This window comes from Indolivaga capnocytophagoides (genome assembly GCF_036511535.1).
Classification (GTDB): Bacteria; Bacteroidota; Bacteroidia; order Bacteroidales; family Dysgonomonadaceae; genus Dysgonomonas_A; species Dysgonomonas_A capnocytophagoides.
Genome location: NZ_AP028867.1, coordinates 4,283,728 through 4,310,333, shown reverse-complemented (window position 1 = coordinate 4,310,333; position 26,606 = coordinate 4,283,728). Strand labels below are relative to the sequence as shown.

The 26,606-nt window shown below is 36.0% G+C and carries 26 protein-coding genes, 1 tRNA gene and 1 pseudogene; 17 read left to right on the top strand and 11 right to left on the bottom strand.

Annotated elements, in window-relative coordinates:
• Positions 1-3 precede the first annotated feature (3 nt).
• Complete coding sequence (locus AABJ51_RS17375) at positions 4-1,335, top strand: GH39 family glycosyl hydrolase (protein ID WP_338373589.1); 1,332 nt, start codon at positions 4-6, stop codon at positions 1,333-1,335.
• Between the two features lie 44 nt (positions 1,336-1,379).
• Here the strand turns inward: AABJ51_RS17375 and AABJ51_RS17370 are convergent, their stop codons facing one another.
• The 4 genes from AABJ51_RS17370 to AABJ51_RS17355 all read right to left on the bottom strand — a co-directional run bounded on the left by AABJ51_RS17370 (position 1,380) and on the right by AABJ51_RS17355 (position 7,012).
• The gene (locus AABJ51_RS17370; protein WP_338373588.1) at positions 1,380-3,803 is read right to left on the bottom strand and encodes a GumC family protein; all 2,424 of its coding nucleotides are present in this window, start codon (positions 3,801-3,803) and stop codon (positions 1,380-1,382) included.
• 36 nt (positions 3,804-3,839) lie between these two features.
• Positions 3,840-4,658, bottom strand: coding sequence for a polysaccharide biosynthesis/export family protein (locus AABJ51_RS17365; protein ID WP_051290783.1), 819 nt, complete (start codon positions 4,656-4,658; stop codon positions 3,840-3,842).
• A gap of 56 nt (positions 4,659-4,714) precedes the next feature.
• On the bottom strand, positions 4,715-6,049 hold the full coding sequence (locus AABJ51_RS17360; protein ID WP_338373587.1) for a UDP-glucose dehydrogenase family protein: 1,335 nt from the start codon (positions 6,047-6,049) through the stop codon (positions 4,715-4,717).
• 726 nt (positions 6,050-6,775) lie between these two features.
• A complete protein-coding gene (locus AABJ51_RS17355; RefSeq protein WP_288210141.1) occupies positions 6,776-7,012 on the bottom strand; it encodes a hypothetical protein in 237 nt (78 codons plus the stop codon).
• A gap of 208 nt (positions 7,013-7,220) precedes the next feature.
• On the opposite strand from AABJ51_RS17355, the gene AABJ51_RS17350 reads away from it, so the two are divergent.
• The 6 genes and pseudogenes from AABJ51_RS17350 to AABJ51_RS17325 form a co-directional block, all read left to right on the top strand.
• On the top strand, positions 7,221-7,598 hold the full coding sequence (locus AABJ51_RS17350; RefSeq protein ID WP_026627204.1) for a helix-turn-helix domain-containing protein: 378 nt from the start codon (positions 7,221-7,223) through the stop codon (positions 7,596-7,598).
• Between the two features lie 150 nt (positions 7,599-7,748).
• Positions 7,749-8,126, top strand: coding sequence for a hypothetical protein (locus AABJ51_RS17345; protein WP_338373586.1), 378 nt, complete (start codon positions 7,749-7,751; stop codon positions 8,124-8,126).
• Between the two features lie 83 nt (positions 8,127-8,209).
• Positions 8,210-8,707, top strand: coding sequence for a DUF7000 family protein (locus AABJ51_RS17340; protein ID WP_338373585.1), 498 nt, complete (start codon positions 8,210-8,212; stop codon positions 8,705-8,707).
• Between the two features lie 19 nt (positions 8,708-8,726).
• A complete protein-coding gene (locus tag AABJ51_RS17335; protein ID WP_491844611.1) occupies positions 8,727-9,014 on the top strand; it encodes a phage integrase SAM-like domain-containing protein in 288 nt (95 codons plus the stop codon).
• A complete protein-coding gene (locus tag AABJ51_RS17330) occupies positions 9,015-9,527 on the top strand; it encodes a site-specific integrase (RefSeq protein ID WP_338376034.1) in 513 nt (170 codons plus the stop codon). It abuts the gene before it with no gap.
• Between the two features lie 2 nt (positions 9,528-9,529).
• Positions 9,530-9,652: pseudogene (locus tag AABJ51_RS17325) on the top strand (cytochrome C biogenesis protein CycH); the annotation flags it as partial.
• A 184-nt stretch (positions 9,653-9,836) separates the two neighbouring features.
• Here AABJ51_RS17325 and AABJ51_RS17320 read toward each other — a convergent pair.
• From AABJ51_RS17320 to AABJ51_RS17310, 3 genes are all read right to left on the bottom strand, one after another.
• The gene (locus tag AABJ51_RS17320) at positions 9,837-10,679 is read right to left on the bottom strand and encodes a hypothetical protein (RefSeq protein WP_338373584.1); all 843 of its coding nucleotides are present in this window, start codon (positions 10,677-10,679) and stop codon (positions 9,837-9,839) included.
• A 96-nt stretch (positions 10,680-10,775) separates the two neighbouring features.
• The gene (locus tag AABJ51_RS17315; protein ID WP_338373583.1) at positions 10,776-11,921 is read right to left on the bottom strand and encodes a BspA family leucine-rich repeat surface protein; all 1,146 of its coding nucleotides are present in this window, start codon (positions 11,919-11,921) and stop codon (positions 10,776-10,778) included.
• 50 nt (positions 11,922-11,971) lie between these two features.
• Entirely contained in the window at positions 11,972-12,757 is a 786-nt protein-coding gene (locus AABJ51_RS17310; RefSeq protein ID WP_338373582.1) for a hypothetical protein, read from the bottom strand.
• Positions 12,758-13,303: 546 nt separating this feature from the next.
• Here AABJ51_RS17310 and AABJ51_RS17305 point away from each other — a divergent pair.
• Together AABJ51_RS17305 and AABJ51_RS17300 are read left to right on the top strand one after the other, a co-directional pair.
• Positions 13,304-14,296 (top strand): hypothetical protein, encoded by a 993-nt coding sequence (locus AABJ51_RS17305; RefSeq protein ID WP_338373581.1) that lies wholly within the window; start codon positions 13,304-13,306, stop codon positions 14,294-14,296.
• Positions 14,297-14,493: 197 nt separating this feature from the next.
• Positions 14,494-14,688, top strand: coding sequence for a hypothetical protein (locus tag AABJ51_RS17300; protein WP_338373580.1), 195 nt, complete (start codon positions 14,494-14,496; stop codon positions 14,686-14,688).
• A 99-nt stretch (positions 14,689-14,787) separates the two neighbouring features.
• Here AABJ51_RS17300 and AABJ51_RS17295 read toward each other — a convergent pair.
• A tRNA-Leu gene (locus AABJ51_RS17295) sits at positions 14,788-14,871 on the bottom strand.
• Between the two features lie 296 nt (positions 14,872-15,167).
• On the opposite strand from AABJ51_RS17295, the gene AABJ51_RS17290 reads away from it, so the two are divergent.
• Complete coding sequence (locus AABJ51_RS17290) at positions 15,168-16,244, top strand: mannose-1-phosphate guanylyltransferase (protein WP_026628151.1); 1,077 nt, start codon at positions 15,168-15,170, stop codon at positions 16,242-16,244.
• Positions 16,245-16,338: 94 nt separating this feature from the next.
• Positions 16,339-17,136 carry a glycosyltransferase family 2 protein gene (locus AABJ51_RS17285; RefSeq protein ID WP_338373579.1) on the top strand — a complete coding sequence of 266 codons (798 nt, stop codon included), beginning with the start codon at positions 16,339-16,341 and terminating at the stop codon, positions 17,134-17,136.
• Between the two features lie 25 nt (positions 17,137-17,161).
• Here AABJ51_RS17285 and AABJ51_RS17280 read toward each other — a convergent pair whose 3' ends face one another.
• Complete coding sequence (locus AABJ51_RS17280) at positions 17,162-17,950, bottom strand: TIGR02757 family protein (protein WP_338373578.1); 789 nt, start codon at positions 17,948-17,950, stop codon at positions 17,162-17,164.
• Positions 17,951-18,084: 134 nt separating this feature from the next.
• On the opposite strand from AABJ51_RS17280, the gene AABJ51_RS17275 reads away from it, so the two are divergent.
• The 5 genes from AABJ51_RS17275 to AABJ51_RS17255 all read left to right on the top strand — a co-directional run bounded on the left by AABJ51_RS17275 (position 18,085) and on the right by AABJ51_RS17255 (position 23,419).
• Entirely contained in the window at positions 18,085-19,782 is a 1,698-nt protein-coding gene (locus AABJ51_RS17275) for a tetratricopeptide repeat protein (protein WP_338373577.1), read from the top strand.
• Positions 19,783-19,939: 157 nt separating this feature from the next.
• Positions 19,940-21,154, top strand: a complete 1,215-nt coding sequence (locus tag AABJ51_RS17270; protein ID WP_338373576.1) for an alkaline phosphatase family protein — start codon at positions 19,940-19,942, stop codon at positions 21,152-21,154.
• Positions 21,155-21,156: 2 nt separating this feature from the next.
• Positions 21,157-21,648 carry a GNAT family N-acetyltransferase gene (locus AABJ51_RS17265; RefSeq protein WP_338373575.1) on the top strand — a complete coding sequence of 164 codons (492 nt, stop codon included), beginning with the start codon at positions 21,157-21,159 and terminating at the stop codon, positions 21,646-21,648.
• A 176-nt stretch (positions 21,649-21,824) separates the two neighbouring features.
• Positions 21,825-22,616: a Cof-type HAD-IIB family hydrolase gene (locus AABJ51_RS17260; protein ID WP_338373574.1), complete on the top strand. Its 792-nt coding sequence runs from the start codon at positions 21,825-21,827 to the stop codon at positions 22,614-22,616.
• A 29-nt stretch (positions 22,617-22,645) separates the two neighbouring features.
• Positions 22,646-23,419 (top strand): prephenate dehydrogenase, encoded by a 774-nt coding sequence (locus tag AABJ51_RS17255; RefSeq protein ID WP_338373573.1) that lies wholly within the window; start codon positions 22,646-22,648, stop codon positions 23,417-23,419.
• An 80-nt stretch (positions 23,420-23,499) separates the two neighbouring features.
• Here the strand turns inward: AABJ51_RS17255 and AABJ51_RS17250 are convergent, their stop codons facing one another.
• Both AABJ51_RS17250 and AABJ51_RS17245 read right to left on the bottom strand, forming a co-directional pair.
• Positions 23,500-23,913: a DUF1634 domain-containing protein gene (locus AABJ51_RS17250; RefSeq protein ID WP_338373572.1), complete on the bottom strand. Its 414-nt coding sequence runs from the start codon at positions 23,911-23,913 to the stop codon at positions 23,500-23,502.
• A 111-nt stretch (positions 23,914-24,024) separates the two neighbouring features.
• Positions 24,025-24,864, bottom strand: a complete 840-nt coding sequence (locus AABJ51_RS17245; RefSeq protein WP_338373571.1) for a sulfite exporter TauE/SafE family protein — start codon at positions 24,862-24,864, stop codon at positions 24,025-24,027.
• Positions 24,865-25,191: 327 nt separating this feature from the next.
• Between AABJ51_RS17245 and AABJ51_RS17240 the strand changes: the two genes are divergently transcribed.
• Positions 25,192-26,148, top strand: coding sequence for a CPBP family intramembrane glutamic endopeptidase (locus AABJ51_RS17240; RefSeq protein WP_338373570.1), 957 nt, complete (start codon positions 25,192-25,194; stop codon positions 26,146-26,148).
• Positions 26,149-26,606: the final 458 nt, after the last annotated feature.

Genomic DNA, 26,606 nt, shown 5'->3' with positions numbered 1-26,606 from the left:
GATATGAAAAAATTACTCATTACACATAAGTATAAAATCTCAGTGTTTCTTGTATTAGCAATGTTCTTCCTTTACAACGGACTGACTTACAGCAATGTTTTTAATACCAACACTGTATACATTGATCTGAACAACAATACCTATACCCAAAGGTCAATGAGTGGTTTTCTTCATACGTTCAATAACGATAAGCTAGAAGATATCTCGAATGATTTAGAGCCTGCTTACTGGAGGATTGGCGGCGATTGGATTAAGACAACAGAACAACGGAATAAAGTCATTGACAGCTTTATTTCTCGTGGGATAAAACCCATACTCATATTGAGCAGCCCATATAAGTATAAAAGAATGAATATAAAAGGATGGGTAGATCCATCCGATAACGCACAACCTTTCTTGGATTTAGTCAAAAAGTTATATTTGGAGCAGGGAAACAGAGTAATATACGATGTATGGAACGAACCGGATCATCGTAACTATTGGCAAGAATCGGACACATCATTTTTTATCCTGTTTAAAAAAGTACATAACCTTATACGATCTCTGCCAAATGGACAGTCAGCTTCAATAACTGGCCCTTCTATAGCCGGCCTTAATAAAGACTATTTGTCCCGTTTTATTAAATTTTGCGGCGACAACAATATACGCCTCGACTACCTCAACTGGCATTATATGGCTACTATAAATAACTCGGCCTCAATTGATAAATTTAACAGAGAAATAGCTTCTGTCAAAAAAATCATATCCCAATATCCCAATGTTGGGATAAAAAGTATAATATTACCTGAAATAATAGGGGAAGCTCAACAATATTCACCTACAGCTCCAATCTTATTTTTCAAAACACTAGAAGAGAACGATATCGAAGGCAGCTGCAAAGCATGCTGGAATAACTCGAAAGGAATCAATAATTGTTTTAATAATTCATTGGATGGCCTATTTACAGAAGATGGACAAACCCGATCCGTATGGTGGGCATATCAATTATATGCAAAAAGCCTGAAATTTCGCCTCAAAAGCGTTACAGATAACAATCTAATAGCTTCGATATGCAGCTTAAACAATGAACAGGACACCTTAAGTGTCTTACTGGTAAATACTTCAAACAATAACCAACTGATATGCAATCTCCGGATAAAAAATATAAATAACCTGAAACTTAAGAATAAGAGTAAACTTGTTTTGAGCCTTTTTGAAATTCCCGATACATCCGAATCTCCACTAGAAAAACCAAATTTAATTTATACTTCGAATCTTAAATACGAAGATATACAGAACTATAAAATAAACACCCAATTAAATAATACTTCATTATATCTTATCCAAGTCCATTAAATAAAAGAGCTCATCAATCGATGAGCTCTTTTATTTAATTCTTTTTACTTTTTCTTCTTTTTAGAGTGGTTCGGACCATATCCATATCCGTAGCTGTAACCATACCCATACCGATAACGGTATCCGTATTTCTTACTATTTTTGATAACATCTACATCATTGATTACGAGATAATGATTAGGCAGACGTTTTTCTTTATATAAACTATTGATATAAGTAACTGCCGATTTTGGAGTTGCATTCTCACGTGTTACATAAACCGAAGCATCCACATGTTTAGCGATAAGGAAAGTATCCGAGACTACTCCTACAGGTGCTGTATCAATAATGATATAATCGTATTTCTGGCGGATCTCGCCGATCATATCTCCAAGTTCCTTACGCATAAGCAATTCATTCGGATTAGGGGGAATTACTCCTGCCTGCAGGATATCAAGATTAGGGTATCCCGGTACTTTTGTCAGCAAATCTTCCCATTTCTCATCTCCGGCAAGGACTGATGTTACTCCTTTTCCTTTTTTAAAGTCCATATCCATTGCTAATTGAGGATTACGGATATCAAGCCCTAACAAGAGAACTCTCTTTTCAGATAGGGCAAAAGATGCTGCCAGATTTATAGAAACAAAAGATTTTCCTTCATTCGGTATAGTAGAAGTAACTATGATCACCTTCTTCTCTGCATCTGCTAAGATAAATTGCAAGTTGTTCCGCAAAGTACGGAAGAGCTCAACAATAGGAGATGTTGAGTCGTATTTGACTACTAGATTTTCCGGTTCTTCTTTGCGCATGATTTCTCCAATCACAGAAGGATCGGCCAGGTGCTCCAGCTCCTGACGGTTAGAAATAGTTGTATTCAGTAGATTCTTCAAATAGATCACAATTACAGGAACTGCAAATCCAAGGAACAAGAATACAGCCAAAATAAGATTTCTTCGGGGTGATACAGGAAGATTCGGTGCAACAGGATCTGTTATGACCTGTGCTTTATCCGATGTTGCAGCCAAAGTAATATTTGACTCTTCGCGAGTCTGCATCAGATAAATATAAATAGCTTGTATAACCTGCTGTTGTCTCAGAATTTCAGCCAAACCATATTCCTGATCAGGCATCGAACTTTTACGTGATGCCAATAAGCCGGATTGGCTCGCCAGGTCTTTATTATTTATCGCTATTGCCTTTTTCACATTCAACACTGCAGACTGGATATTCTGTCTCATATTTTTAAGAGTAGCTTCCATCCTGACTCTTGTAGGATTGTTCTCTCCGGTACTGCGTTCGAGACGCTCATATGCCAATAGCTGATTATTATAATCGGATATTACCAAAGACAAACCGGGATCATTGATACTGATATTCGGAATCAACTTATTCTTATTCGCATCGTTGTTGATATAATTATCAACCATCTGCACCAGTTTCGTCTGAGTTTCTGCCTCTACTCGCTTTGATTCTATATCGGCAGCCTGTCCAATATAAACTTTAGCTTCGGTATCAATATCTGTCAAACCCTTTTTCTGTTTATAAGATACAACCTTTTCCTCAATATTCTTAAGTTCTGAAGATATATCAATCAAACGTTCATTTATAAAATGAGCTGTATTTCGAGCGATTTCATTGCTTTCATATACATTGTTACTATTATAGATAGATGCTAGCTGAGTAAGAAAATCAACACCTTTCCGTGGATTGCCCAGTTTCATGCTAATATCTAATACAGACGAATTTTTACTGGTTGCTGATACACTCAATACAGATGCAATATTATTGACTGTACCCTGAATATCTCCTATCGTAATAATATATGAGTCGTCAAGACTAGCCAAAGTCGTTTCGGGCGATTCCTTACGGAAATCAACAATAATCCGCCCCTTTCCGGTTGGTAAATTAATTGCACAAGGAAGTTTATATTCTCCTGATTCGATGCTGTGATCTTCTGATTCGTAAGTATAAACTCCCGATATCTTTACTTTATCTTTCGATTGATAAGACACATTTAACTCAATACCTCCTTTTAGTTTATTTGAGGTAATGCCATCCAATGTCACCTCATAAGGGCTTGAAGTATAGACATCCGTATTACGAAACGTACCTTTTTGGAAGTAGTTTGTATAAAGTTTTAGTGTATCAACAACCTGACGGATCAGATTTGGAGACGAAAACACTGCAACTTCATTGTCTACGTTATTTGTTGTAGTTATTAAACCCAAACTCTCCAGTCCATTTAAAGCACTTTGAGTAGAACCCGCACCACCTTTATCCTCCTTTAATAAAATAGAGGTAGATACTTCATATTTTTTACTGATACTAAGGTAAACTAAACCTCCGATCGCGACAAATAATATGATAGAGGCTATAAACCAACGCCAATATTGAAAATAAGAAAAGAAAAGTTCACCAAAGTCAAAGTCCTCCCTCTTATCTTCCGAAGTATCATGTTTATCAGTTTGATCAAATAAGTTATTGCTCATAAAGCTGAATTCAAGTTAGTAGATATTATAAATAGATTAACGGGTAACAATAGATATGATGGATATCAATAGCGAAACTCCGGTAAGAGTCATACTTTCGAATGTACCAAACTGAGAGTTATTCCCTTTCGATTTGTTCGGTTCTACATAAAGAACATCATTCTGTTGCAGATTATACAAATTGTTATTCAGCAGAAGATTTTTGTCCTGCATATTTACCACGAAAATCTCTTTTTGTCCGTTTTCATCTGTCCGGATCAATTTTACAGCATCCCGCTTCCCATATATCGTCATGTCTCCTGCAGATGCCAATGCCTCGAAAATAGTCATCTTCGGCAAAACGGAAGTATATGTCCCCGGACGATTAACCTCTCCCAACACCGAAACCTTATAGTTTAGGAAACGAAGTGTCACTATCGGATTTTCCTTTGTGTAAGCCGGATAGATCGAATTGTGTATCAGTAGCTCGGCCTGAGGTTTGGTCAATCCTCCGACTTTCAACTTTCCGAGTATCGGAAAATCAATATAGCCTTGATTATCGACAATGTAATTTTGAAGCGTTCCCTGAACTTCACTGGTCGAAGTTACGTTAGTAGGTAGCACCGAGTTTCCGGTTTGCGGAATCAACGGCAGATTAAAATCCTTTGAGGCTTCGGGCGTAGGTGTATTTACTGTTATCAAAAGGATATCATTAGGCATAACTTTAGCCTCATAATTAGATGCCGCATTTGCTAAAGACTGGGCATCGAGCGTGTCCGCATCCTTTACGTAAGGAATCTTTTTATACGCTGTACAAGAAGATAGAAGTAACACCACGATCAAAATCGCGAAATTCGCGTGGACATTTATTCTCATAGTGTGATAATTAATTGATTAAACATAACTTATGTGAGTTATTACGATTACTTGTCTCAAATCTCCAGATGTCGTGTCCCTCCACCAATGAAGAAATAGTCAAAGCCTGCGTCTTGTAATTCTGTTTTGTTATAAAGGTTACGGCCATCAAATACAACCGGAGTTTTCAACAGCCTTTTCAATGCCGACCACGATGGCATCCTGAATTCGTTCCATTCGGTAACGAGAGCCAGCGCATCGGCTTCTATTGCTGTATCATAGGCATCTTTTGCGTAAAAGACTTTATCTCCGACTATGCGCTTTGCTTCGTGCATAGCTACCGGATCATACACCCTTACTTGAGCACCTGCCGCTAATAAAGAGTTTATCAGTTCCAGAGCCGGAGCTTCTCTCATATCATCGGTTTTCGGCTTAAAGGCAAGTCCCCAAACAGCAACAGTCTTACCCTTGAGGTTACCTCCAAAATATGCTGATATCTTCTCAAATAAACGGTTCTTCTGGTATTCATTTACATCTTCCACAGCCTTCAGTACGTGCATGGAATATCCTTTCAGCTCGGCGGTTTTAATCAGGGCTTTCACGTCTTTCGGAAAACACGAGCCTCCGTATCCACAACCCGGATATAAGAATTTTGTACCAATACGAGCATCAGAACCAATACCTTTACGAACCATAGTAGGATCTGCTCCAACAATTTCGCACAGATTCGCAATATCGTTCATAAAGCTGATACGGGTCGCGAGCATGGCATTGGCTGCATATTTAATCATTTCGGCAGATGGGATATCGGTGAAGATTATTCGATAATTATTCAGTATAAATGGTTTGTACAGTTTATCCATCAATTGTTTTGCTGTTTCCGATTCAACACCGACAACAACCCTGTCGGGATGCATAAAATCGTCGATGGCTGCACCTTCTTTCAAAAATTCGGGATTGGATGCAACATCAAATGGAATTTGTACACCACGTTTATCAAGTTCGTCTTGTATAGCGGCTTTGACTAGCAGGGCTGTCCCTACGGGAACTGTACTTTTGGTGACAACCAGAATATATTTATTCATATTGCGGCCGATAGCACGGGCAACCTCCAATACATATGTCAAATCGGCACTGCCATCCTCATCCGGAGGTGTACCTACTGCTGAAAAAACGACTTCAACGTCATTGAGAATTTCAGGTAAATTAGTCGAGAAATTTAAACGACCGGCTTGATGATTCCTCAGAACCATTTCCTCTAAACCCGGCTCATAAATAGGTATAATTCCCTGCTTTAGTTTGTCTATTTTTTCTTCGTTAATATCGATACAATGAACCTCTGTACCCATTTCCGAAAAGCAGGTTCCTGTTACTAAACCTACATACCCTGTACCAACAATTGCGATTTTCATACGATTACCTAAAATGTTATATTTTTATATAAGTGATATCTTTTTCTGAGAGAGACAACCAATAAAACAACAATTAAATACACTTTGAGCAATACTTCAATTAAGGTTTTGTACCAACTCTTCAACCGGAAAAGCTTTACAGCTATAATCAGTCAAAAATTTTGAAATACGTAATTATAATATTTTCTGATACTTATATTTATCTTGTGGAGATCTGCAAGTTTGAACCTACTGACATTTATAAATCCGATCAGACATTTTGCGTTCCTACCTCTAACACAAAAAGAGAACACACACTCACTCTATTTACTAACACTGATAATATTAGAATAATACCACTCTTTATTCTAAAAAATGATCCTAAAAAATGAATAATTCAGAAAGTTTTCTGTAATAATTCTATTTTCGGAAATACCCGACCCCCGATTTACTTCTAAAGATCGTAATAAAACTATTTGATCATTGAAACGCAGAAAAGCGGTCTTTTGTTCGGTATCTTTTAAAAAAAACTTCATAAAAGACAAACAAAAACTTTTACTCTAGAATACTAGCCTAGCTTTGAGCAATATGAGCTATTAAAAAAAAATGAAAGAGTCATTCATTTTTCAGTAACTAAAGAATCAGGTTCAGCAAAAAATTTCACTGAACCTGATAGAAAACATCCCAAAGGGAATAATCCCCCGAGTAAATATGTGAATGAAAAGGTAGTCGGCAAGATTTGTCGGATTATTCCTCTTTTACACACAGAGGAATAATGTCACGCAACGATTTTAAATAATAAATAAATTCGGTTGTATCCTTATGTATGCCAATCCGGTCATCTCGGTGCGATTGGACAAGCATTATCACATAATTATATAAAAACTCATCCAGCAAACGGGCAAAGTCTTTGGGTAGAATTTCATCTGTAAAAAATTCATATAGCGGTTCTAAGTTAAGGCTGCTTTTTTCTAAGTTTCCCATAAACGTTCGTGTTCAATTCTGTTGTTCAAATCTGAACTGCAAAGAAAAAGTCTAAAACCTTTGACTCCTAACAATCAGACTTATAATAAATCAATAATCCTACTTATATTATCAATATTCTAATTATTAAAATATTATCACCGGAATAAATTATTATTAACCCTAAATCCTTATTTTTGCAGATAAACAAATTTATGAATAGAAAGATATGGAAGATACAACCGCAAAGAAGAGCAATCACGGTGCTAATGTCCGTCGTTGGAGAGAGTGGCGAAATATAAATCAGGATACACTTGCTGAACAGATAGGTGTGTCGCAGGCTACACTATCCGGTTATGAAAAGAAAGATAAACTCGATCAGGATATTTTAGATAAGATTGCTAAGGCGTTGGATATTCCGGTAGAAGCTATTACTGAATTAGAAGTTGGAACGTCTATAAATATTTACTCTGGTACGTGGCAAGATAATGCATCTATCTACAATTTTAATCCTGTTGATAAAATAATTGAACTTTACGAAAGAATGCTAAAAGATAAAGAGGAAGCTATTTCTTTGCTGCATGAGGTATTGAAAGAGAGAAAGTAGATTGTAAAAAAATTAGGTCTGAATACATAAAAGCTAAAGAGAAGCTAATCTCATAATTTGCATTCATAATAAAAAAAGCCTGAGAGATTTCACAATCAGGCTTCCATTATACCCTACTTTAATCAAATTTATTCTCAAATAAGATGAATTATGAAATCAGCAGATGATATTACTTTTTCAGAATGGGACTCGCTTTCTTTTTCTGAAAAATGTGAAATATGTAATCATCATTGGAATCCACATTCACCTCAAATAGGAAGTTCTATTAAACGTGAAATAATTAATAATTTTATTAAACACACCTCATTTAATGGACTGCAATATGGAATACGCAGTTTTGAGTGGGGTATCTATATGTTGTTTGTTATTGTTGAAGACGCTAAAACAAGAGTTCCTAAGAAATACTCAGACTTATTAGTCAATAAAGGAATAGTGAAAGAATGGGTAGATAAAAACCAAGTCTTGGTAAAGTTTAACTATGGAGGAAGCCTTATCATTAACCTAGAATCCAATATTATTATTGGATAATATCCTTACTTTAATCAAATTTCACAATTCTGCATTTGATTAAATCAGCAATATTACCTTTACTGAAACTAAACAGACAATTTATGGATAAGAAATTAAATGATTATGTTGCTGCATATAAACATCAATTAGAAATAGGTGATATTCAAGAAGCGTATGTTGGGCTTGTTAAGTATGTAACAAGACTTGGAACAGCGTTGTCAAAAAATCTTTCAGAAAATTATTCATTTGGCAATATCTTTCAGGGCTATATGGATTACACCTATTTTTATTACTCAAACGACTTCTTAAAAAAAAGGAAATTGAGAATGGGACTTGTATTAAGCCACACAAAAATGCAGTTTGAAGTTTGGTTGTTAGGGCAAACAATTGCAATTCAAGAAAAATATTGGGAATACTTTAAATCAACAAAGTGGAATAAAAACAGAACGACAAAACCTCAATATTCGATATTAGAAACAACTTTAATTGCAGACCCGAATTTTAATGACTTAGATAAACTTTCAGAACAAATTCAGAATAAATTGGTGCTTGTAACCGATGAAATTCTGCAAGACATAGAAACAAGTAAGCTGAGTTAATAAAAAGAAAGATATTCGCATGATGGAAGGAAGCTACCAACGATTCAACGATTTCTTATATGAATACTACCTTGCATTAAAAGTCAATATTCGCCCCGATCAGACAGATAAAGATATGATGATTAAGTTTGTCGAATATTTACAAAGTCGATCTATGGGAGAAGGAGCGAGAGGATATTTTCAACGGTTAAAAAAAATCGTAAAATATACAGCAGAAAAAGACATATTCCTTACAAACCCACGTAATAGGGTTGTTTGTGTTGTAGATGATAGTGCATTGACTAAAGATATGCTAACATTAGGATAGATACAGCAACTAGCCAAAACTCCGTATCAAAATGGAGACATAAAAAGAGCATTCCTTTTCCGTTTGTATGCAGGTTTAAGATATTGTGATGTAGTAGATTTAAGATACAATAACGTTGATTATTTTGGGAAACGAATAAAGTTCGAACAAGCCAAAACTAAAGGTCATTCTAAGCATTCTATTGTAATCTTGCCATTGAGTCAAACATTATTATCTCTGATTGGAGAAAAGCCCTCTAAGGATGATTATATATTTAAATTACCAAGCCATACAGGATGTTTAAAAGCATTGAGAACATGGGTAGGGCGTGCGGGAATAGATAAGCACATCACTTGGCATTGCCCACGACACTCTTTTGCAGTCAATTTATTAGGAGAATGTCAAACGGATATGAAAACCGTTGCTTCTCTTTTAGGGCATAGCGGATTGAAATACACCGAGAAATATAATCGTGCGGTCGATTCATTAAAAGAAAAAGCTGTAAATTCATTTCCGGAAATTAGCTTAGAATGAAATATGCAACAAAGCGTCCAGCTATAACAAAGCATCAAAATAATATATATAAATCGGATGAACTAGATGAAAATAGCACATGTTCCATTTTAGAACATATAGGAAACAATGATAAACAGCAATACTAGACTAAATTTCACAATCCCGATATAATTCTATCCATCTAATATAGACTCAGATAAAAACAAACAGGCTCTTAATATTCCGGGAATAATAAAAGATTGCACTTATGCTTAAAAACCTCTTGGCACATTAAAATAACGAACAAAAGCAAAGTTATACCTTTCATCCCATGAAACCATTATATAATCATTCACTTGTAAGCAATCTTTGAGAACTCGTTAGAACAAATTGAGAAATTTCAACTTTAGTTATTGACACTGAAGGATATTTCATTTGGTATTTCTCTGTAAAATCTTGTATTATATAGTACCCATTCAAACTAGAAGCAGATTCTTTTACGAATATATTATATACATTATCACTAAAAAGAAAAGTGAAATTATATCCTTCATCAAGAATCTCTTTAGTAAAAGTTCCACTTATACTATTTTCAGCATCTCCAGTTGTAGCTTGAAATTCGCCTTCGGTAAGTGAAGTGTAAGTTAGCTCTCCTTTTTTTAGAGAATATTTAGTCTTTAATGCTTCAATAATTTGATATTTCAAAGAATCTGAAACTGCACCTGCAACCGTATAAACGGGGGCAGAGTCTGCTATTTGGTCGGAAGTAATAGTACTATAAATAATAGATCGTGGTGCAACATCCACATGGAACGATACAAATCTTTCAGACGAGGAATTTATTATGCTTATTGTCATCTGAGATGTTTGCTTAAAATAGATCTGAAAAACTCGAGATTGTGTACCACTTTCAATCTCTTCTATTTCAACCAGATCCTTCTGTGTCGATTGTATTTCAATCTCATCTGAAGTCGTCGCTTCTATAACAATAGCTAAAGTTCTACCGACCTTGCTGTGTATCGTATCATCAGTAGAAATAGGTATATATTTAAACGTATCATAATAATCGTAATAATAAACATTATCTAAGGTAAAATCTGTTTTTTCTTGAGTCTTATCATCCTCACATCCCCAAAAAGAGGAGGTGAAACAAAATAAGACAGTCCAAAATGAGAACATTTTCATTTTCATAATTCCAATATTTTACAATATAAAAGACTTTACAGATTAAAGACTTAATCTGTAAAGTACATATTAGGATAATAAATTATTTAGATCACAATAAGCTTACTTCCAACTATTCGGAATATTAGCATAGTCTGATAATTTAACGCATTCACTAAAGCAAAAATATATATATTGAGGCTCAGTAAATCCGCCTATACCGTCATTACGCTCATATAGATGTATCTTACTTTCATCTATCACTGTATATGGAGATTCGCCTTCTAAATTTACACAGCCTGCAAATGTCTGTATAAGGGACTTTATCTGCTTGCTATTATCGAATAATCCAAAGGGGATCTCTATTAAATTTTCACAGTTTTGAAATGCCATACTGAAGTCTTCTGCATATATACACTTATCAAACAACTTTTCGGGAATTTCTACCAAGTTTTTGCAATTTTTAAATGCTGCTTGAAGATCCATAACATTAGTACAATTATCAAATAATCCAGATGGAATTTTTGTTAGCTCGGAACATCCATAAAAAACTTCCTTAAAAGAAACAACTCTGGTACAGCTATCAAATAATCCAGATGGAATTTCTGTCAGATTATTACAGTTTTTAAATGCTGCTTGAAAATCCGTAACATCAGTACAGCTATCAAATAATCCAGATGGAATTTTTGTTAGCTCGGAACATCCATAAAAAATATTATTAAATGATGTAATTTGAGTACAATTATCAAATAACCCGGAAGGAACCTCTGTCAGATTCAAGCAACCTTGAAAAGCATCACGAAAATCTTTAACATCGGCAAATGATCCTTGTCCATTATCATTTGACACATATGTCAATTCCGTACATCCTTTAAATGCTGAATACATATTAGTCAATCCTGTCTTCCCCCAATTATACACACCTGTGATACATGGAAGTTCAGAGGCGTTAAGTTCACTGGAGTTTATGCTTGTAACTGTCCCTGCAATTGTAATAAGATATTTACCAGCTTTGGTATAGGTGTGTGTAGGATAAGCTTCAGAAACAGTTTCCGTAGTGCCATCATTCCAGTCTACCTCGCAATTAATAGTTCCTGAAAGGGGAAGTTTCACGGAAAATTCATTGTCTTTTGTTGCAACTGTAAGATACATTTTTTCAAGATAGGGAATCTCAACAGGTTCTTCGATAGGAGTATTTTCATCTTTACAACCTAGAAAAACCAAGGATAAAATCAAAAAAATGAATATTCTTTTAGGTGTTAATACCATGCTATATTATATAAATACTTTAGTTATTATAAACAAAACACTCATTAAAATTAAATAGTAAAGGCTGTCCATTCAAGATTACGTCCCCAATTGCTAATACTTAGCATATTCTGATTTACAATAGGGAAGTAAAGGGCTGTACCTGTACCATCAACTGTAAACTCCAAGGCATACGTCGTAAAACTATATAGAAATCCTTCAGATAATGTATTTACGGCAAATCCGCGAGATAGAGATGTATCATTACTTATATTAGACGATGAAGTTAGTTTATCTGGATTTATACCGATAAAATCACTTGATGTTGGCATAGGTATGATTTGAGAAATTCCTGATGGAAAATAAGCATAAAGGGTAACGGCAAAAAATTTAACACTATATGGACCACTTCCTAAAAGAGTTGTCTCATCACCATAGACGAGGGATTGTCTAAGAGCCGAAGATGAATAAGCCGTCAATTTTATTGTTATGGGATTAAATATCGTCTCATAACTATAATATCCAGTAAATGTTGTAGTCGGCAAAGACGATGATGCTCTTGTTGATAATGTTTGGGTGGATATTTCTTCTGAAAAAAGAAAAGGAAAGACCTCCTCTATAGGAAGAATGGTAGTTATAGTATCAAGAGAGCTAATTATCTGTTGCATTTCAGGAGAAATATAGGGCTCTGCTTTAGCTATAAGATTCTGAATATCCGTAGGCATCTCATCTATAGATGTTATAACATCTGAGGAATTTTGGGCTGTTGAGATAAGCTCGCTCCCTTCAGTTTCACTACTACATGCATAAAGACAAAGTGATAAAATCACAGTAAAGATTAGAAAGTAATTTTTCATTTTATTAAAATTTAAAATTGTTGGTAATATTGTTAAGTTTGTTGTATATATTAAATATAGAAATAATCTCTAATGCATCTAATATCTGGATTATACAAGAGCAAGATATAAAAAGAGAACTTATGCTTTTTAGGTATTTTTTTATTTATGATATTTTACGAAGTAAATAAAGAGGCAGCTCTAAACCAAAAAAAATCTATAAAGGATGCTTTTTAACGGATAAATAGCTTATTCTTGTCTTTTATATTAAATGATAAGAATAAGATATCCTGCAAAAAATAGAGGTTAGGAAACTTCTGAGTCACAATAAATAAAAAAAAGCTATGCATAATCTAAAATAAATCTCAATTACCAACTAGAAGTACTATCACATATAGAATGTTTATCTAATCTTACTTTTAGAATTCATTAAAACATCAAAAATAAGATAAGAAATAAACTATACCCAATCTTTTTAATACATAGACAATCATAGTAAAATAAACTCGTTTTTTTGCTGTGATTTTTCTTTTTATTAGTTTTGTTATAATTGTAAAACGCTGCTATATGAACAAGCTAGCTTATGTCATATATTCTCAAAAAGAAGCCAATCGTAAGATATGGAACTACTTGATGGATAAATATGAACTTCTGAAAAAGAAAAGCATTGTATTGGCATATTTATGGCTTCCGATAGCTTGTATTGTATTTGGGTTTGTTGCTGTAGTCAGTTGGATTAGCAGTCTTTTTTTGTTCCGTAAAAAAGTCCGCTTTACACCTCATTATCTCAGGGCATGTATTGAGACGGCTAATATGAGTCAAGAACAAACAATTGCATTTCTTGATGATGAATTTTCTGTATATAAAAATAAATTATCATATGGGAATATACCATCTGCAAGACAAAAACAGATAGAAGCAACATTCGATATTTTATACAACCAATACAAACGTCCTGAATCAGATCAAAAGCATGTGGAAATAATCTCGAATTTTTCAACTCTACACCAGAACCTTCAAACAATAGGAGAAGAGACCAATCGAGACCTAAGAGATATTAAGCAAGAAACAATATCCATATCCGAATACACAAATAAGAAACTATCCGAAGAACAGGAAGAAGAAAAACGTAAACTAGAGAAAGCCCAAAAAGAAACATCTAAATATAATCGGGAAAAAGGACGAAATCTCGATTCATTTGAAAGTGCACTGTCAGATAAACAGGTAGGTATACTTGTGAAATATTGTAATCAAATCCCGACATTCAATATAGATATTACACAAGCCGAAATGAAAGCAATACTCCAATGCACCCATACCAAACCTTTACAAACAACCGTGAATAAATATATTGCATTACTTTTCACTCGTCTATATGAGGAAAAACTGATTTGTGAAACATGGAAAAGTGTAGCCACGAAAGAGAGATGCTTTCTCTCTGCCAAAGGCAAAGAACTAAACACAAAAGACCTATCCTCCGCCAACTCAACATCGGGGATTATTAAACCTCAGGTATATGATTTGAATGAAGAGTGCATAGATAAAATAAAGGAAGCATAATATATACTGGTACCCAACGATTAAGTCTGCAATACCCTTGCAGGCTTTTTTATGTTTATAGGAAACCATCCTCCAAAGATTGGCGGTTAATGCCAATACATTGGTGTACAATGTTGCCAATGTTTAGATGATATTATTTCGTGATCCGAAAGATAGTCGCGACACCTGATTGTATCACTTAAAAAAATGATAGTACATTGGTAATTACCTTAAAAGACTTTCAACATACAACAATACAAGGCACAGACTTTGGAACTATAACAACCGAAGAGGAAGCACCCAAATCAATTAAAGCAAGCTTACAAACAAAAGGATGGAAAAATAAAGTTTGGAATAAACTAAAAGAAGATAGTGAGAATTATGCTATCGAATTATTCCCAATTTTTGAGTAAAATAAGAAGAAAAACCAACTTTTGCCAGTAATCTGCCAGTTGCAAAATCAAAAAGAGCTGTAATCAATTAATGATCAGCTCTTTTCTTCTTTCACTCTGTACCCAGAGCCGGGATCGAACCGGCATGGAAGTGAATCCACTGGTGTTTGAGACCAGCGCGTCTACCAATTCCGCCATCTGGGCATTGCTTTTATTTAGCGAGTGCAAAGATATTGATATTTTTTAAATAACAATACCTTTTTTTGTTTTTTGAAAAAACTTCCTTAATTTTTTTCTCGATATAAAATATATTACATTTGTTTCCGTCTTATAAGCAACGGGAATTTTTTTTAATAACGTATTTTAGTATAATAATTGAGTAATCGCTTATTGTCCTTAATAAATCAAAGAACTATTGGCTCTTCCGATTCTTCAAATTCGAAGGAATGAAGGATAGTCAATAAAAAGGTCTGAGACCTAAATTGTATAAATGCTATAACATGAATAATAACTATTGCGTAATAATGAGCGGAGGGATTGGTAGTCGTTTTTGGCCTTTCAGCAGGGAAAGCCGTCCAAAACAATTCCTCGATTTTTTTGGTACAGGACGTTCTCTCCTACAAATGACCGTAGATCGATTCAAAAAGGTCTTACCTATCGAGAACATTTATATTATTACAAACGAAGGGTATGCAGGACTAACAAGAGAAGAAGTTCCTGAATTAAACCCCGAACAGATACTATTGGAACCCTTAAGGCGCAATACAGCTCCTTGCATCGCATATGCCAGTTATCACATAAAGAAAAAGAACCCCAACGCAAATATCGTTGTTGCACCTTCAGACCACCTGATTCTGAAAGAAGATGAATTTATCTCGGTAATTAACCACGCATTGGATTTTGTCAACAAGCAACCCATATTACTTACATTAGGAATAAAGCCAAACCGTCCAGAAACAGGCTATGGTTATATCCAAATAGGAGAAAAAGAAGTTGAAGACATAAACAAAGTAAAAGTTTTCACCGAAAAGCCGAATTACGAATTAGCCAAAATCTTTTACGAAAGCGGCGAATTTTTATGGAATTCGGGATTATTCATCTGGAATGTAGACACAATAATATCAGCGTTTCACGATCACTTGCCGGAAGTATCTAACATTTTCGACCTCGGCACTGATATTTACGGAACATCCGAAGAACAGAAATTCATTAATGAACAATACGCATATTGTCCCAATATATCCATAGACTACGGTATTATGGAAAAAGCAAGCAATGTATGTGTACTTGCTGCCGATTTCGGCTGGTCGGATCTCGGAACATGGGGATCACTTCATGATATTTCGGACAAGGACGAAGATGCAAACGTTGCTTTGAAGTGCGAGACTATGTTTTTCGACAGCTCTGAAAACATTATTGCTCTTCCCGAAGGAAAATTAGCAGTAATACAAGGTCTGAACAATTACATCGTAGCAGAATCTGATGATCTTCTTCTTATTTGTAAAAAAGAAGAAGAACAACGGATCAAACAATTCGTGGCTGATTCTAAATTAAAGTATGGAGACAAATACATTTAAGGTCTCAGTTTTTTTTTATTACTTTGGATTGACCTAGTATAATAATATCAGAAAGTGGCAAACGATAATGCCACTTTCTCAGTTTATCAGCTTTATGAACAGAATATCCATCATCACAGTCAACCGCAATAATGCCGTAGGATTAAGAAAGACGATACTCAGCGTAATCGCTCAAACTTATACCAACTATGAGTTTATCCTTATAGACGGAGCGTCTTCCGATCAGAGTGTCAATATTATTACTCAATACCAGTCTAACATCAGTTATTGGGTGAGTGAACCCGATGCTGGCATATTCAACGCAATGAATAAGGGAATACAGCAAGCTTCAGGCGACTACCTGTATTTTCTGAATTCAGCTGATGCGTTTGCCGACAACGATGTACTAAACAAGATATTCGGGAGAGAAACTTATACGGCTCCTTTCATAAACGGGCATCAGTTAAACGATTTCGGGAATTACACCCAACGGGTACCGGCTATGAACCGTCCTCTTACTCTTTTCGATTTTTATTGGGGAACAATTAAGCATCAGGCTACTTTTATACACAAAAGCATGTTTGCCAAATACGGAATGTATGACGAGAATTTAAAGATAACAGCGGATTGGAAATTCTTTCTACAGACAATAGGATTACATAACGAACAACCTCTTTTTACAGATACAGACATTGTACTCTTTCAATGGGATGGTATCAGTACTAATCCTCAGTTGCAGAAAGAACATGAAGAGGAAAGACTGACTGTTTTAAATGAATGTATCCCCCACTCTATTCAGAAAGATTATGAACGGTTTCACTATTTGGCAGATTACGAATACCTTCTTCCTGTTTTCAAAAAAAGCAAACTATTTTCGTTTCTGGTAAGGGCATTAGTCAAAATATTCAAATAAAGCCCTATTGTCTTTTAGAGGAATACTATCGCATATCAACAACACATTTTTCCTCGATTGACACCCCAAACAAAGCGAAATCATATTTCACAGGATCCAAAGGATCTAATTGCCGCAGGTTTTCGGTCAGTTCCAATGCAGCTTGCCAGTCAGGCTTATCTCTGGACAGCAATCCTAGTTTTTTAGCTGTCCGCTCTACATGCAAATCCAAAGGACAAATAAGATCTTTTGAGCTGATTGTTTTCCACAGACCAAAGTCTACACCATTATTGTCGTCTCTTACCATCCACCTCAAATACATATTCAACCTTTTACAAGCCGACTTTCTATGAGGACTGGGTATATGCTTCTGAGTTCTTAGGGGAGCATCCGGCAACGAAAAGAAATAACGATTAAAATAATTCAAACCTTCTTCAACAGTCATACCCCCGTTCGGAAAGAAGGCCGACTCTAATGAAATATTATTCTGATAATGCTGTTTAAAAAATTCCACACAGTAAAGAAGATCCGTATCATTGAATGTACGATGCTTAAATCCTAGTAACTTTTTAAGATCGGAATCAGTATGCCCCACCATAAATTCGTATGGACTATTATCCATTCTATCAGACAGCTCCATGCATTTATTAATAATAGTACGCCTTTGTCCCCATGCGAAGATTGACGCAAAAAAACCTATAATCTCAATATCTTCTTTTCGTGTAAACCGGTGAGGTACTGATATCGGATCATCGGCTATGAAACCCTGACAATTATACAAATCGACCTTTTGATTCAGAAAATGCTTAAGATTACTAAAATTTACGGTATTCATATTTATTAATTGTAGTTTTATATATAGCTTTACAGAACTAGTCGCATTGTATTCTGAACTTAAGCCGTTTACCTGAATGGACAAATACAAATAAATCTGGAGTCTTAAAAGTAGTCAATAAATAAATAATAGTCATGAAAGCCAAGACAAAAATTCTAATCAATTCTATGCTGGTTGCTTTGTTTGCAATCATTCTAGTGTCATGTAGTAGTAAGTTAACCCCGTTATCATCTTCATTATTCTCTGTATCTCCATCACCAATGGAAGTACAAGGGTCTAAAATACCGGTAACTATAAACGGTAAATTCCCTGAGAAATGGTTTAATAAGAATGCAGAAGTTACCGTTACTCCAATCCTGAAATCAGGAAATTCTGAAAAATATGGAACATCAGTTACATATCAAGGCGAAAATGTTTCGGGAAATGGTATTGTTATATCACAACAACAAGGAGGAGCATTCACCATCAAATCTGAATTTGACTATGAAGACGGAATGGTAAATCCTGAACTATACCTGAGATTTACATCTAAGATCAAAAATAAATCAGTCGAATTACCGGATGTAAAAGTAGCTGGAGGCTTAATCACTACTGCTACATTAGCAGATGCTTATTCCAATACTCCATCTGAGGCTCCGGACGATTTCCAAAAGCTGATCAAAGAATCTTATGACGCAAACATCTTATTCTTGATACAACAAGCAAAATTGAGATCGAGCGAACTTAATTCTTCTAATCTTGCAGCCTGGAAAGATCTTGTAAAAAGTGCCGATAAAAACAGCAAACAAAACGTTAATGTTGAAGTACAGGCATACGCTTCTCCTGATGGTGGTTATAAACTAAACGAAAAATTAGCAGGAGAACGCGAAAAAAACACAACTTCTTATTTGAATAACGAATTCAAAAAAGAAAATGTGGGTACAAACGTATATGCTAATTACACAGCTCAAGACTGGGAAGGATTTAAGAAACTTGTAGAAGCATCAAGCCTTCAAGACAAAGATTTGGTACTTCGTGTTCTATCTATGTACACAGATCCTGCCGACAGAGAAAGAGAAATCAAGAATGTATCTGTTGTTTACAAAGAATTAGCCGAAACAATCCTACCTCAACTTCGTAGATCAAGATTAGTAGCCAATGTAGAAACTATCGGTAAAACAGACGCTGAACTTTTACAAGCTGTTAATTCTAATCCATCAAGCCTGAACATCAACGAATTGCTTTATGCTGCAAATCTACAAGGTGCTCCTGCCGAAAAAATATATACTACTGTAACTCAAAAATATCCGAACGATTACAGAGGATGGAACAATTTAGGTGCATATTATTATTCAAACGGACAAATAGATGCTGCAAAACAAGCTTTTGCTAAAGCTCAACAATTGGATAGCAGAGCTGCCGAACCAAGTGTAAACCTTGGATTATTGGCTTTAGCTGACAATGACATATCTAAAGCAGAACAGCTAATCGGATCTGCATCTAAAGCAAATACAGCAAGCGAAGCTCTTGGTCTTCTTTATTTGAAGAAAGGTGACTACTCAAAAGCTGTACAGGCTTTTGGAAGCACAAAGTCTAACAATGCTGCTTTAGCTCAACTTTTGACTAAAAATTATTCTCAGGCAGAACAAACTTTAAATGGTGTAAGCAATAAAAATGCTACTACCTCTTATCTGAAAGCCCTTGTAGCAGCCCGTACTAACGATGCTACCGGAGTAGCTTCTGCTCTGAATGACGCATTCCGTGCTGATCCTTCTTTGAAACAACGTGCCGCTTCTGACATCGAATTCTCTAAATTCGCAGGAAACGCTGTAGTTTCAAGCCTACTGAAATAAGAAAAACATCGAAAATATCTTTCAACCGAAAGACTGCTCAGAAACGGGCAGTCTTTTGTTTTGCCTGTTAAGATGGTGTTAAAAACCGAAGTAACTCCCTTTGATCTCCTTTCTTTGCAGTACTTTTGAGGCTGTAAAATCACTAAATCATTAGGTTATGAAAGCTATAAAAATGCTTTTCGTCTTATTATTAATGGTCGGTATTGCTTTAAGAGCAAATGCTCAGAGTCGGGACAATTACACTATTATCGTATCAATGGATGGATTCAGATGGGATTACCCCCGTTTATATCAGGCTCCCAATTTAGAGCGTATTGCCCAACGAGGAGTAAAAGCAGTAATGCGGCCATCTTATCCTGCATCAACTTTTCCTAATCACTATACACTTATTACAGGACTGGTTCCCGATCATCATGGCATCATCAATAATTCATTCTGGGATACAACAAATAATCGGGCATATAGCATGGGCGATTCTATCACCCGCAATGATGCGGACTACTATGGAGGTGAACCTATCTGGATCACAGCGCAAAATCAAGGAGTAAAAGCAGGCTCTGTTTATTGGGTCGGATCCGACATAAATATAAAAGACACTCACCCAGACTACTATAAAGTATGGAGTGATGTACCCCGATTGGGATATGCCCAAAGAATAGATACAACAATAGAATGGCTGAATAAACCCGAAGCAGAACGCCCACACCTAATAACCTTGTATTTTGACGAACCCGATGCGGCAGGACACCATTATGGTCCGCTTAGCCTGCAAACAGGCATGGCCGTTCATGCAATGGATAGTTTAATGGGAGTGTTAGTAAAGAAAATCGACAATCTGCCTTTTGCCGATAAAGTGAATCTGGTTATAGTGGCAGACCACGGTATGACAGAAGTTTCTCAGGACAGGTTAATAAAGCCTCAGGATTATTTGAAACCAACGTGGTATGATCATATAGAAGGAACAAATCCTACATCCATTTATGTTTCGGATAAAGCAAAGCAGGATTCTATATGTAATGCACTGGCAAATATTGAACACATCAAAGTATATAGAAAGGGGCAACTTCCAGCAGATTTGAATTACGGAACGAATAAAAACGCAGGAGACCTGATTGTCGTTCCTGAAATAGGATGGCAGTTCAGTTTCAAGCACAAAGGAGTACCGGGTGCACATGGATACGAACCTTCCGAGCCCGATATGCAGGCTATATTCTACGCAACAGGACCTGCATTCAAAAAGAATGTACAGGGGGCTATATTTGATAATACAGCCATCTATCCTTTGCTAGCCTATCTTTTAGGAATCAAACCTGCTCCGAATGACGGAGATATCAATCAGTTGCAGGATATATTGGCGGCGCCGCTTCGCTAATTATGATCAGGCTTCTTCTAAAATCGGATATAAATGACTGCTGCGATATCATTAGCAGCGTTATCCTGAAAATGAACTCATCAGGCATAGACCAATGGGACGAAATATATCCGGCTCGCAGTGATATAGAAAATGACATTAATAACAATAATGCTTTTGGATATATCCACAATGAAAAAGTCTCGGCTTATATAACCCTTAATGAGCTACAAAGCCCCGAGTATGCAGCATTAGCATGGGGCATACAAGGACGTAACCTCATTGTACATCGGCTGTCCGTTTCTCCGGATATGCAGGGTAAAGGTATAGCTCGGAAAATGATGCTTTTTGCTGAAGAATATGCAACAGCGCAAAAATACGATTCGATAAGATTAGATGCCTTCACTGAAAATCCAACAGCGATCAATCTATATCTAAAATTAGGATATAAAGAAGTCGGCTCCGTCATTTTCCGTAAAGGGAAATTCTTGTGTTACGAAAAACGAATAAATTGAGAATGAATCAGATTATTTTCAATACACGGCTTAACACTCCGAATTGAAAGTTTTCATTCGATAAAATATTATGTACTTTTGCAAAACATACAATTATCGGAATATTGATCTTCGGTAAAAGAAAACCATTCAGAGATATAGATAAAAAGGTCTGAGACCTTCTCAAACAAAATAAAATGACAATAAAACAACCCAAAGCTATTTTTTTCGATATTGACGGAACTCTTGTCAGTTTTAAAACCCACCGTATCCCCGAACCCACTATACAAGCCATACATAAAGTCCGAGAAAAAGGAATAAAGGTATTTATTGCAACAGGCCGCCCACGACTTGTACTCGACACTTTGGACGGTCTTGATTTCGATGGGTTCATTACCGTAAACGGAGGATACTGTACTACAGAAAAAGGTGACATCATATACAAAAACGCTGTTCCGCAAAAAGACATACAAGCTCTGATCGAATATCAAAAGACAGAACCATTCCCTTGTATTTTTGTAAGAGAACACGATATGTTCTTAAACTTTGTAAATGAAGATGTGGAAACAATCCTAAAACTGCTCAACTTCCCTCCTGTTCCCATAAAGAGCAATGAAGAAGCTGCTGAGAGCGAAATATTCCAATTAGTATCCTTTCTTACTCAGGAAAGAGAAGATCGTATTATGCCTAAAGTATTGCCTGATTGCGATTCGGCTCGTTGGCATCCACTCTTTACCGATGCTATCGCGAGAGGAAACAGCAAGCAAAGAGGTATAGATGAGATCCTCAAATTTTATGGCATAGATCTGAGTGAAACAATGGCTTTCGGCGACGGAGGAAACGATATTTCAATGCTGAAACATGCAGCAACCAGTATTGCAATGGGAAATGCCGAGGACAAAGTAAAAGCTGTAGCAGACTATGTAACGACATCTGTTGATGACGAGGGCATACCTAATGCGTTAAAGCATTTTGGCATAATCAATTAACGATTAAACAAAAAAAAACAATATAGCAAATGAAAATTCTTATACTTGGAGCCGGAAAGATGGGATCTTTCTTCTCGGATGTATTAAGTTCAAATCACGAAGTCGCTCTATTCGATACTGACCCCGACAGACTGAAATTTACGTATAATGTAATACGCCTCAGCGACCCGAAAGAAATAACAACTTTCGATCCGGAGCTGGTAATAAATGCAGTTACAGTCAAATATACAATAGAAGCATTCAAAACAATACTACCCTATATCAGCGACCAATGTATTGTTTCGGATATAGCATCGGTAAAAACAGGATTACAGGATTTTTATTCAACCCTGAAACAGCCTTTTGCTTCGTCCCACCCCATGTTTGGTCCAACTTTCGCCGATCTACGTAACCTCAGAACACAAAGTGCCATTGTTATATCGGAATCATCGGAAGAGGGTAAGAAATTTTTCCTTGATCTATATCATAGCTTAAACCTGCAGGTATTTGAATACACATTTGATGAGCATGACGAAACCATCGCTTATTCCTTGTCAATACCCTTTGCTTCTACACTGGTTTTTGCTTCGGTTATGAAACATCAGGAAGCTCCGGGTACAACATTCAAACGACATATGGATATCGCCAAAGGCTTATTATCGGAAGATGATTACCTGCTTACCGAGATCCTGTTCAACCCGTACACTCCAAATCAGGTAAAACAAATAAGGGAAGAGTTAGCAAACCTCCTCGCCATTATCGAGAAGAAAGATTCAGACGAAATGAAAAACTTTTTGACCAAGGTCAGAAAAAACATAGAATAACACCTAAACCCTTATTATACAAAAAACAGGCTGTTCCGATAAACTCAGAGCAGCCTGTATATTTTTCAGGATACGTAATCTTAGTGCAGCCCCAATAACATATTAGCCAATATAATACCTAATACCAGCAATGTAATAAATACATACAGATAATCTCTCTCTATAAGAAATGAGATAGCAGAGAACGCAACCCGTATAACAGGTGTAGCAATCAATACAATCACACCTAACTGAATGATGGCTGCTCCATCGAAATTCAGCACACTGGGTATAATCGTATTCAATTCTCTCAGATAATGTTCAACCCCCGGAAATGGCTGTCCCGATGGTGTAGGCGTATAATCCGCTGTTTTGGAATGGTGCTGAAATAAATAAATAATACCGCCAAACACGGTTATGATGCTCGACAGCATTACTCCATAACGCAGAAGCTTGCCTATGTATTGCTCAACATCCCGTTGATCCCAATATTCCCGTGAAAATATATGTTTCATGTTTTCGTTTCGTTATAATTAAGCGACAGCAAGTATAAATGAAGTCATTTCAAGAAAACAACCATATATCGCCATCATACTTAAAAAAAGTCATTAAATAGGTCTGAGACCTTAAAGTTTACCGGTAATACCGTTATACATCATAGACAATGCCAACAAGAAGATAACGACACTAAACAACTGCCGTAACCGTTTCACATTAGCCTTCGGCAATATTTTGGAACCGAAAAAAGCACCTAAGAGCACACCAACCACAATAGGCATACACAATCCCGGATCAATATAACCTCTTTGAAGATAAATGACAGCACTGGCTGCGGCAGTTACACCAACCATAAAATTACTGGTTGTAGTAGATACTTTAAATGGAATCTTCATAGCTGTGTCCATTGCCAAAACCTTTAAAGCCCCCGAACCGATACCTAACAAACCGGATAGTACTCCCGCAAGAGTCATCAACGAATAACCGGTAGCTACATTCTGAACTTTATACTGTACAACTCCGTCTTTTGTCGGATATGAACCATTCAATTTCAATTTTTCGGCTAGCTTATCCGCTGGTGCATTCGGATCGATATGCTCTTCCTTTTTCGTTATTGTACGGATTGCTGAAAATATAAGAACACAGCCAAAAATAATCGCGATATATTGCTTATCGAGCCAAATAGCTATAATAGCACCAATTACTGCACCGGTAGTAGTTGCAATTTCAAGAAACATACCGATACGGACATTCGTTATTCCCTCTTTTATATAAGCCGCTGCCGCACCCGAAGAACTGGCGATAGATGTAACCAAGGCTGCACCTATGGCATACCTCATATCAACACCAAAACCTAAAGTAAGCAAGGGAATAACAACTACTCCCCCACCCAGTCCGGTAAGCGAGCCTAAAAAACCAGCTAATATTGCTCCCAAGAACAAGATTAGAATAAATACACTTATTGACATACAATTGCTTTTTGTTATTCGAATGCAAAGGTACGGATTTATGCCATCTACTTAGAGTAATTCTCTGTTTTTTATTCATTAAATCAATCCCTCACCGGAGAAGATCCGCCTATATAAAAACAATAAGGCCACAGATCTATTTATTGCTTTGGTCAGGGCAATAATCCGGGTCTGTCACAACTTGAAAATGCATCATTAAATACTTTCATTTACCAATATAAAATCTGGATAGAATTATTTGCATTTTATTTCACAGATCTGTGATTTTCCCGAAATAAAGCAGACTCATATAATCTGAACACTTTGAAACATAAAAGAACTTACGGTATGAACTTTCTTGAATCCTCTCTTAAGCCTAAAACTTCGTTATGGTACTATATCCTAACGATATTAATAGCTCTTATTGCAGCTAATTTTATCGGAGCAATACCATATATTTCCGTTATATTTTACCAAGGTCTTCAAAATGGATTTTCCATACAGGAGATATCAGCCAACATGACGAATATAACAGTTTTGGGAATTTCAAAGAATGTTGCTCTCGGTCTTCTTTTATTTTCGTTCGTAGTGGGTCTTTTTGCCATGATCCCGTTCTTTAAAATCTTCAACAAACGTACACTTAAGGAAGTGATAAACGGGACAAACAAGATCCGATGGTCACACTTTTTCTGGGGAGCCGGAGTCTGGACTATCGTTATGGCAGTGTTGTTACTTATCGATTATCTGGTGAACCCAAGTAACTTTACGATAAATTTCAATCCTGTATCATTTTTCATCCTTCTTCTTATCAGCCTGGTACTAATACCGTTGCAAACATCGTTCGAGGAAATATCTTTTCGGGGATATCTGGCTCAAGGTATTGCAGGAGCAACTGGCAGCCGCATCTTTTCTATTTTTATCCCTTCTGTTCTTTTCGGTCTTATGCACTCTTTGAATCCCGAAGTTGCTGCGTACGGATTCTTTTCCGTAATGCCCCAGTATATATTCTTCGGATTGCTTTTCGGGATAATGGCGACTCTCGACGATGGAATAGAACTACCGATGGGTGTACATGCTGCTAATAATATATTTTTGAGTTTATTCGTTACGAATCAGTCGTCGGCTTTACAAACTGATGCTATTTTTACTCAATTATCAATGGATCCGATGAAAGAGCTGATTTCTCTGATTATATGCGGTATGCTAATATGTATCTTTTTTGGACGAAAATACAAATGGAGTTTCTCAATCCTTTCGGAGAGAGTAACTCTTTCTGAAAAACATGAAATTGAAGACAGATGGTAAGAATAATCCACCAATCATGAAAAATAGTTTACTACAGATCAGATCTACACAATATGTAATTCCAATTCTATTTTTAGATAAATCTTTCGAATGATTGACATATCATATAAAAAGATTTATCTATAGTTAAAGAGTTCTTTAAATAGCTGGAATAAAGAGAACTGTTGGTTATATGCCCCTACAGTCAGTTAAGGATAATCTATTCAAAAAAAAAGGATAAGTAAAAAAGTCTTATTTTGATGTGTCTTTGTTACCTTTTTTTTAATTACCATAAACTCACGAAGTACCTTTTTCGGGAGACAGTTAAATCCCTTTAGAGAACTGAGGGGTAAAAGCTGCTATCCGGAAGAATATATTTTAGTTGTTACTTTTGTCACCTTTTAGTAATAAAATAATAACGATCACCCACTTACTCTTTATTGATAATTCTTCACCGGTCAAGTAACCTTTGTTACCTT

Coding starts and splice junctions, on each gene's coding strand:
- AABJ51_RS17305 (WP_338373581.1), top strand. CDS start 13,304: ATGAACAAGCTAGCTTATGTCATATATTCTCAAAAAGAAGCCAATCGT.
- AABJ51_RS17345 (WP_338373586.1), top strand. CDS start 7,749: ATGAAATCAGCAGATGATATTACTTTTTCAGAATGGGACTCGCTTTCT.
- AABJ51_RS17245 (WP_338373571.1), bottom strand. CDS start 24,864: ATGTCAATAAGTGTATTTATTCTAATCTTGTTCTTGGGAGCAATATTA.
- AABJ51_RS17275 (WP_338373577.1), top strand. CDS start 18,085: ATGAAAGCCAAGACAAAAATTCTAATCAATTCTATGCTGGTTGCTTTG.
- AABJ51_RS17255 (WP_338373573.1), top strand. CDS start 22,646: ATGAAAATTCTTATACTTGGAGCCGGAAAGATGGGATCTTTCTTCTCG.
- AABJ51_RS17320 (WP_338373584.1), bottom strand. CDS start 10,679: ATGAAAATGAAAATGTTCTCATTTTGGACTGTCTTATTTTGTTTCACC.
- AABJ51_RS17240 (WP_338373570.1), top strand. CDS start 25,192: ATGAACTTTCTTGAATCCTCTCTTAAGCCTAAAACTTCGTTATGGTAC.
- AABJ51_RS17260 (WP_338373574.1), top strand. CDS start 21,825: ATGACAATAAAACAACCCAAAGCTATTTTTTTCGATATTGACGGAACT.
- AABJ51_RS17355 (WP_288210141.1), bottom strand. CDS start 7,012: ATGGGAAACTTAGAAAAAAGCAGCCTTAACTTAGAACCGCTATATGAA.
- AABJ51_RS17340 (WP_338373585.1), top strand. CDS start 8,210: ATGGATAAGAAATTAAATGATTATGTTGCTGCATATAAACATCAATTA.
- AABJ51_RS17315 (WP_338373583.1), bottom strand. CDS start 11,921: ATGGTATTAACACCTAAAAGAATATTCATTTTTTTGATTTTATCCTTG.
- AABJ51_RS17335 (WP_491844611.1), top strand. CDS start 8,727: ATGATGGAAGGAAGCTACCAACGATTCAACGATTTCTTATATGAATAC.
- AABJ51_RS17270 (WP_338373576.1), top strand. CDS start 19,940: ATGAAAGCTATAAAAATGCTTTTCGTCTTATTATTAATGGTCGGTATT.
- AABJ51_RS17310 (WP_338373582.1), bottom strand. CDS start 12,757: ATGAAAAATTACTTTCTAATCTTTACTGTGATTTTATCACTTTGTCTT.
- AABJ51_RS17265 (WP_338373575.1), top strand. CDS start 21,157: ATGATCAGGCTTCTTCTAAAATCGGATATAAATGACTGCTGCGATATC.
- AABJ51_RS17290 (WP_026628151.1), top strand. CDS start 15,168: ATGAATAATAACTATTGCGTAATAATGAGCGGAGGGATTGGTAGTCGT.
- AABJ51_RS17250 (WP_338373572.1), bottom strand. CDS start 23,913: ATGAAACATATATTTTCACGGGAATATTGGGATCAACGGGATGTTGAG.
- AABJ51_RS17365 (WP_051290783.1), bottom strand. CDS start 4,658: ATGAGAATAAATGTCCACGCGAATTTCGCGATTTTGATCGTGGTGTTA.
- AABJ51_RS17285 (WP_338373579.1), top strand. CDS start 16,339: ATGAACAGAATATCCATCATCACAGTCAACCGCAATAATGCCGTAGGA.
- AABJ51_RS17280 (WP_338373578.1), bottom strand. CDS start 17,950: ATGAATACCGTAAATTTTAGTAATCTTAAGCATTTTCTGAATCAAAAG.
- AABJ51_RS17350 (WP_026627204.1), top strand. CDS start 7,221: ATGGAAGATACAACCGCAAAGAAGAGCAATCACGGTGCTAATGTCCGT.
- AABJ51_RS17370 (WP_338373588.1), bottom strand. CDS start 3,803: ATGAGCAATAACTTATTTGATCAAACTGATAAACATGATACTTCGGAA.
- AABJ51_RS17375 (WP_338373589.1), top strand. CDS start 4: ATGAAAAAATTACTCATTACACATAAGTATAAAATCTCAGTGTTTCTT.
- AABJ51_RS17360 (WP_338373587.1), bottom strand. CDS start 6,049: ATGAAAATCGCAATTGTTGGTACAGGGTATGTAGGTTTAGTAACAGGA.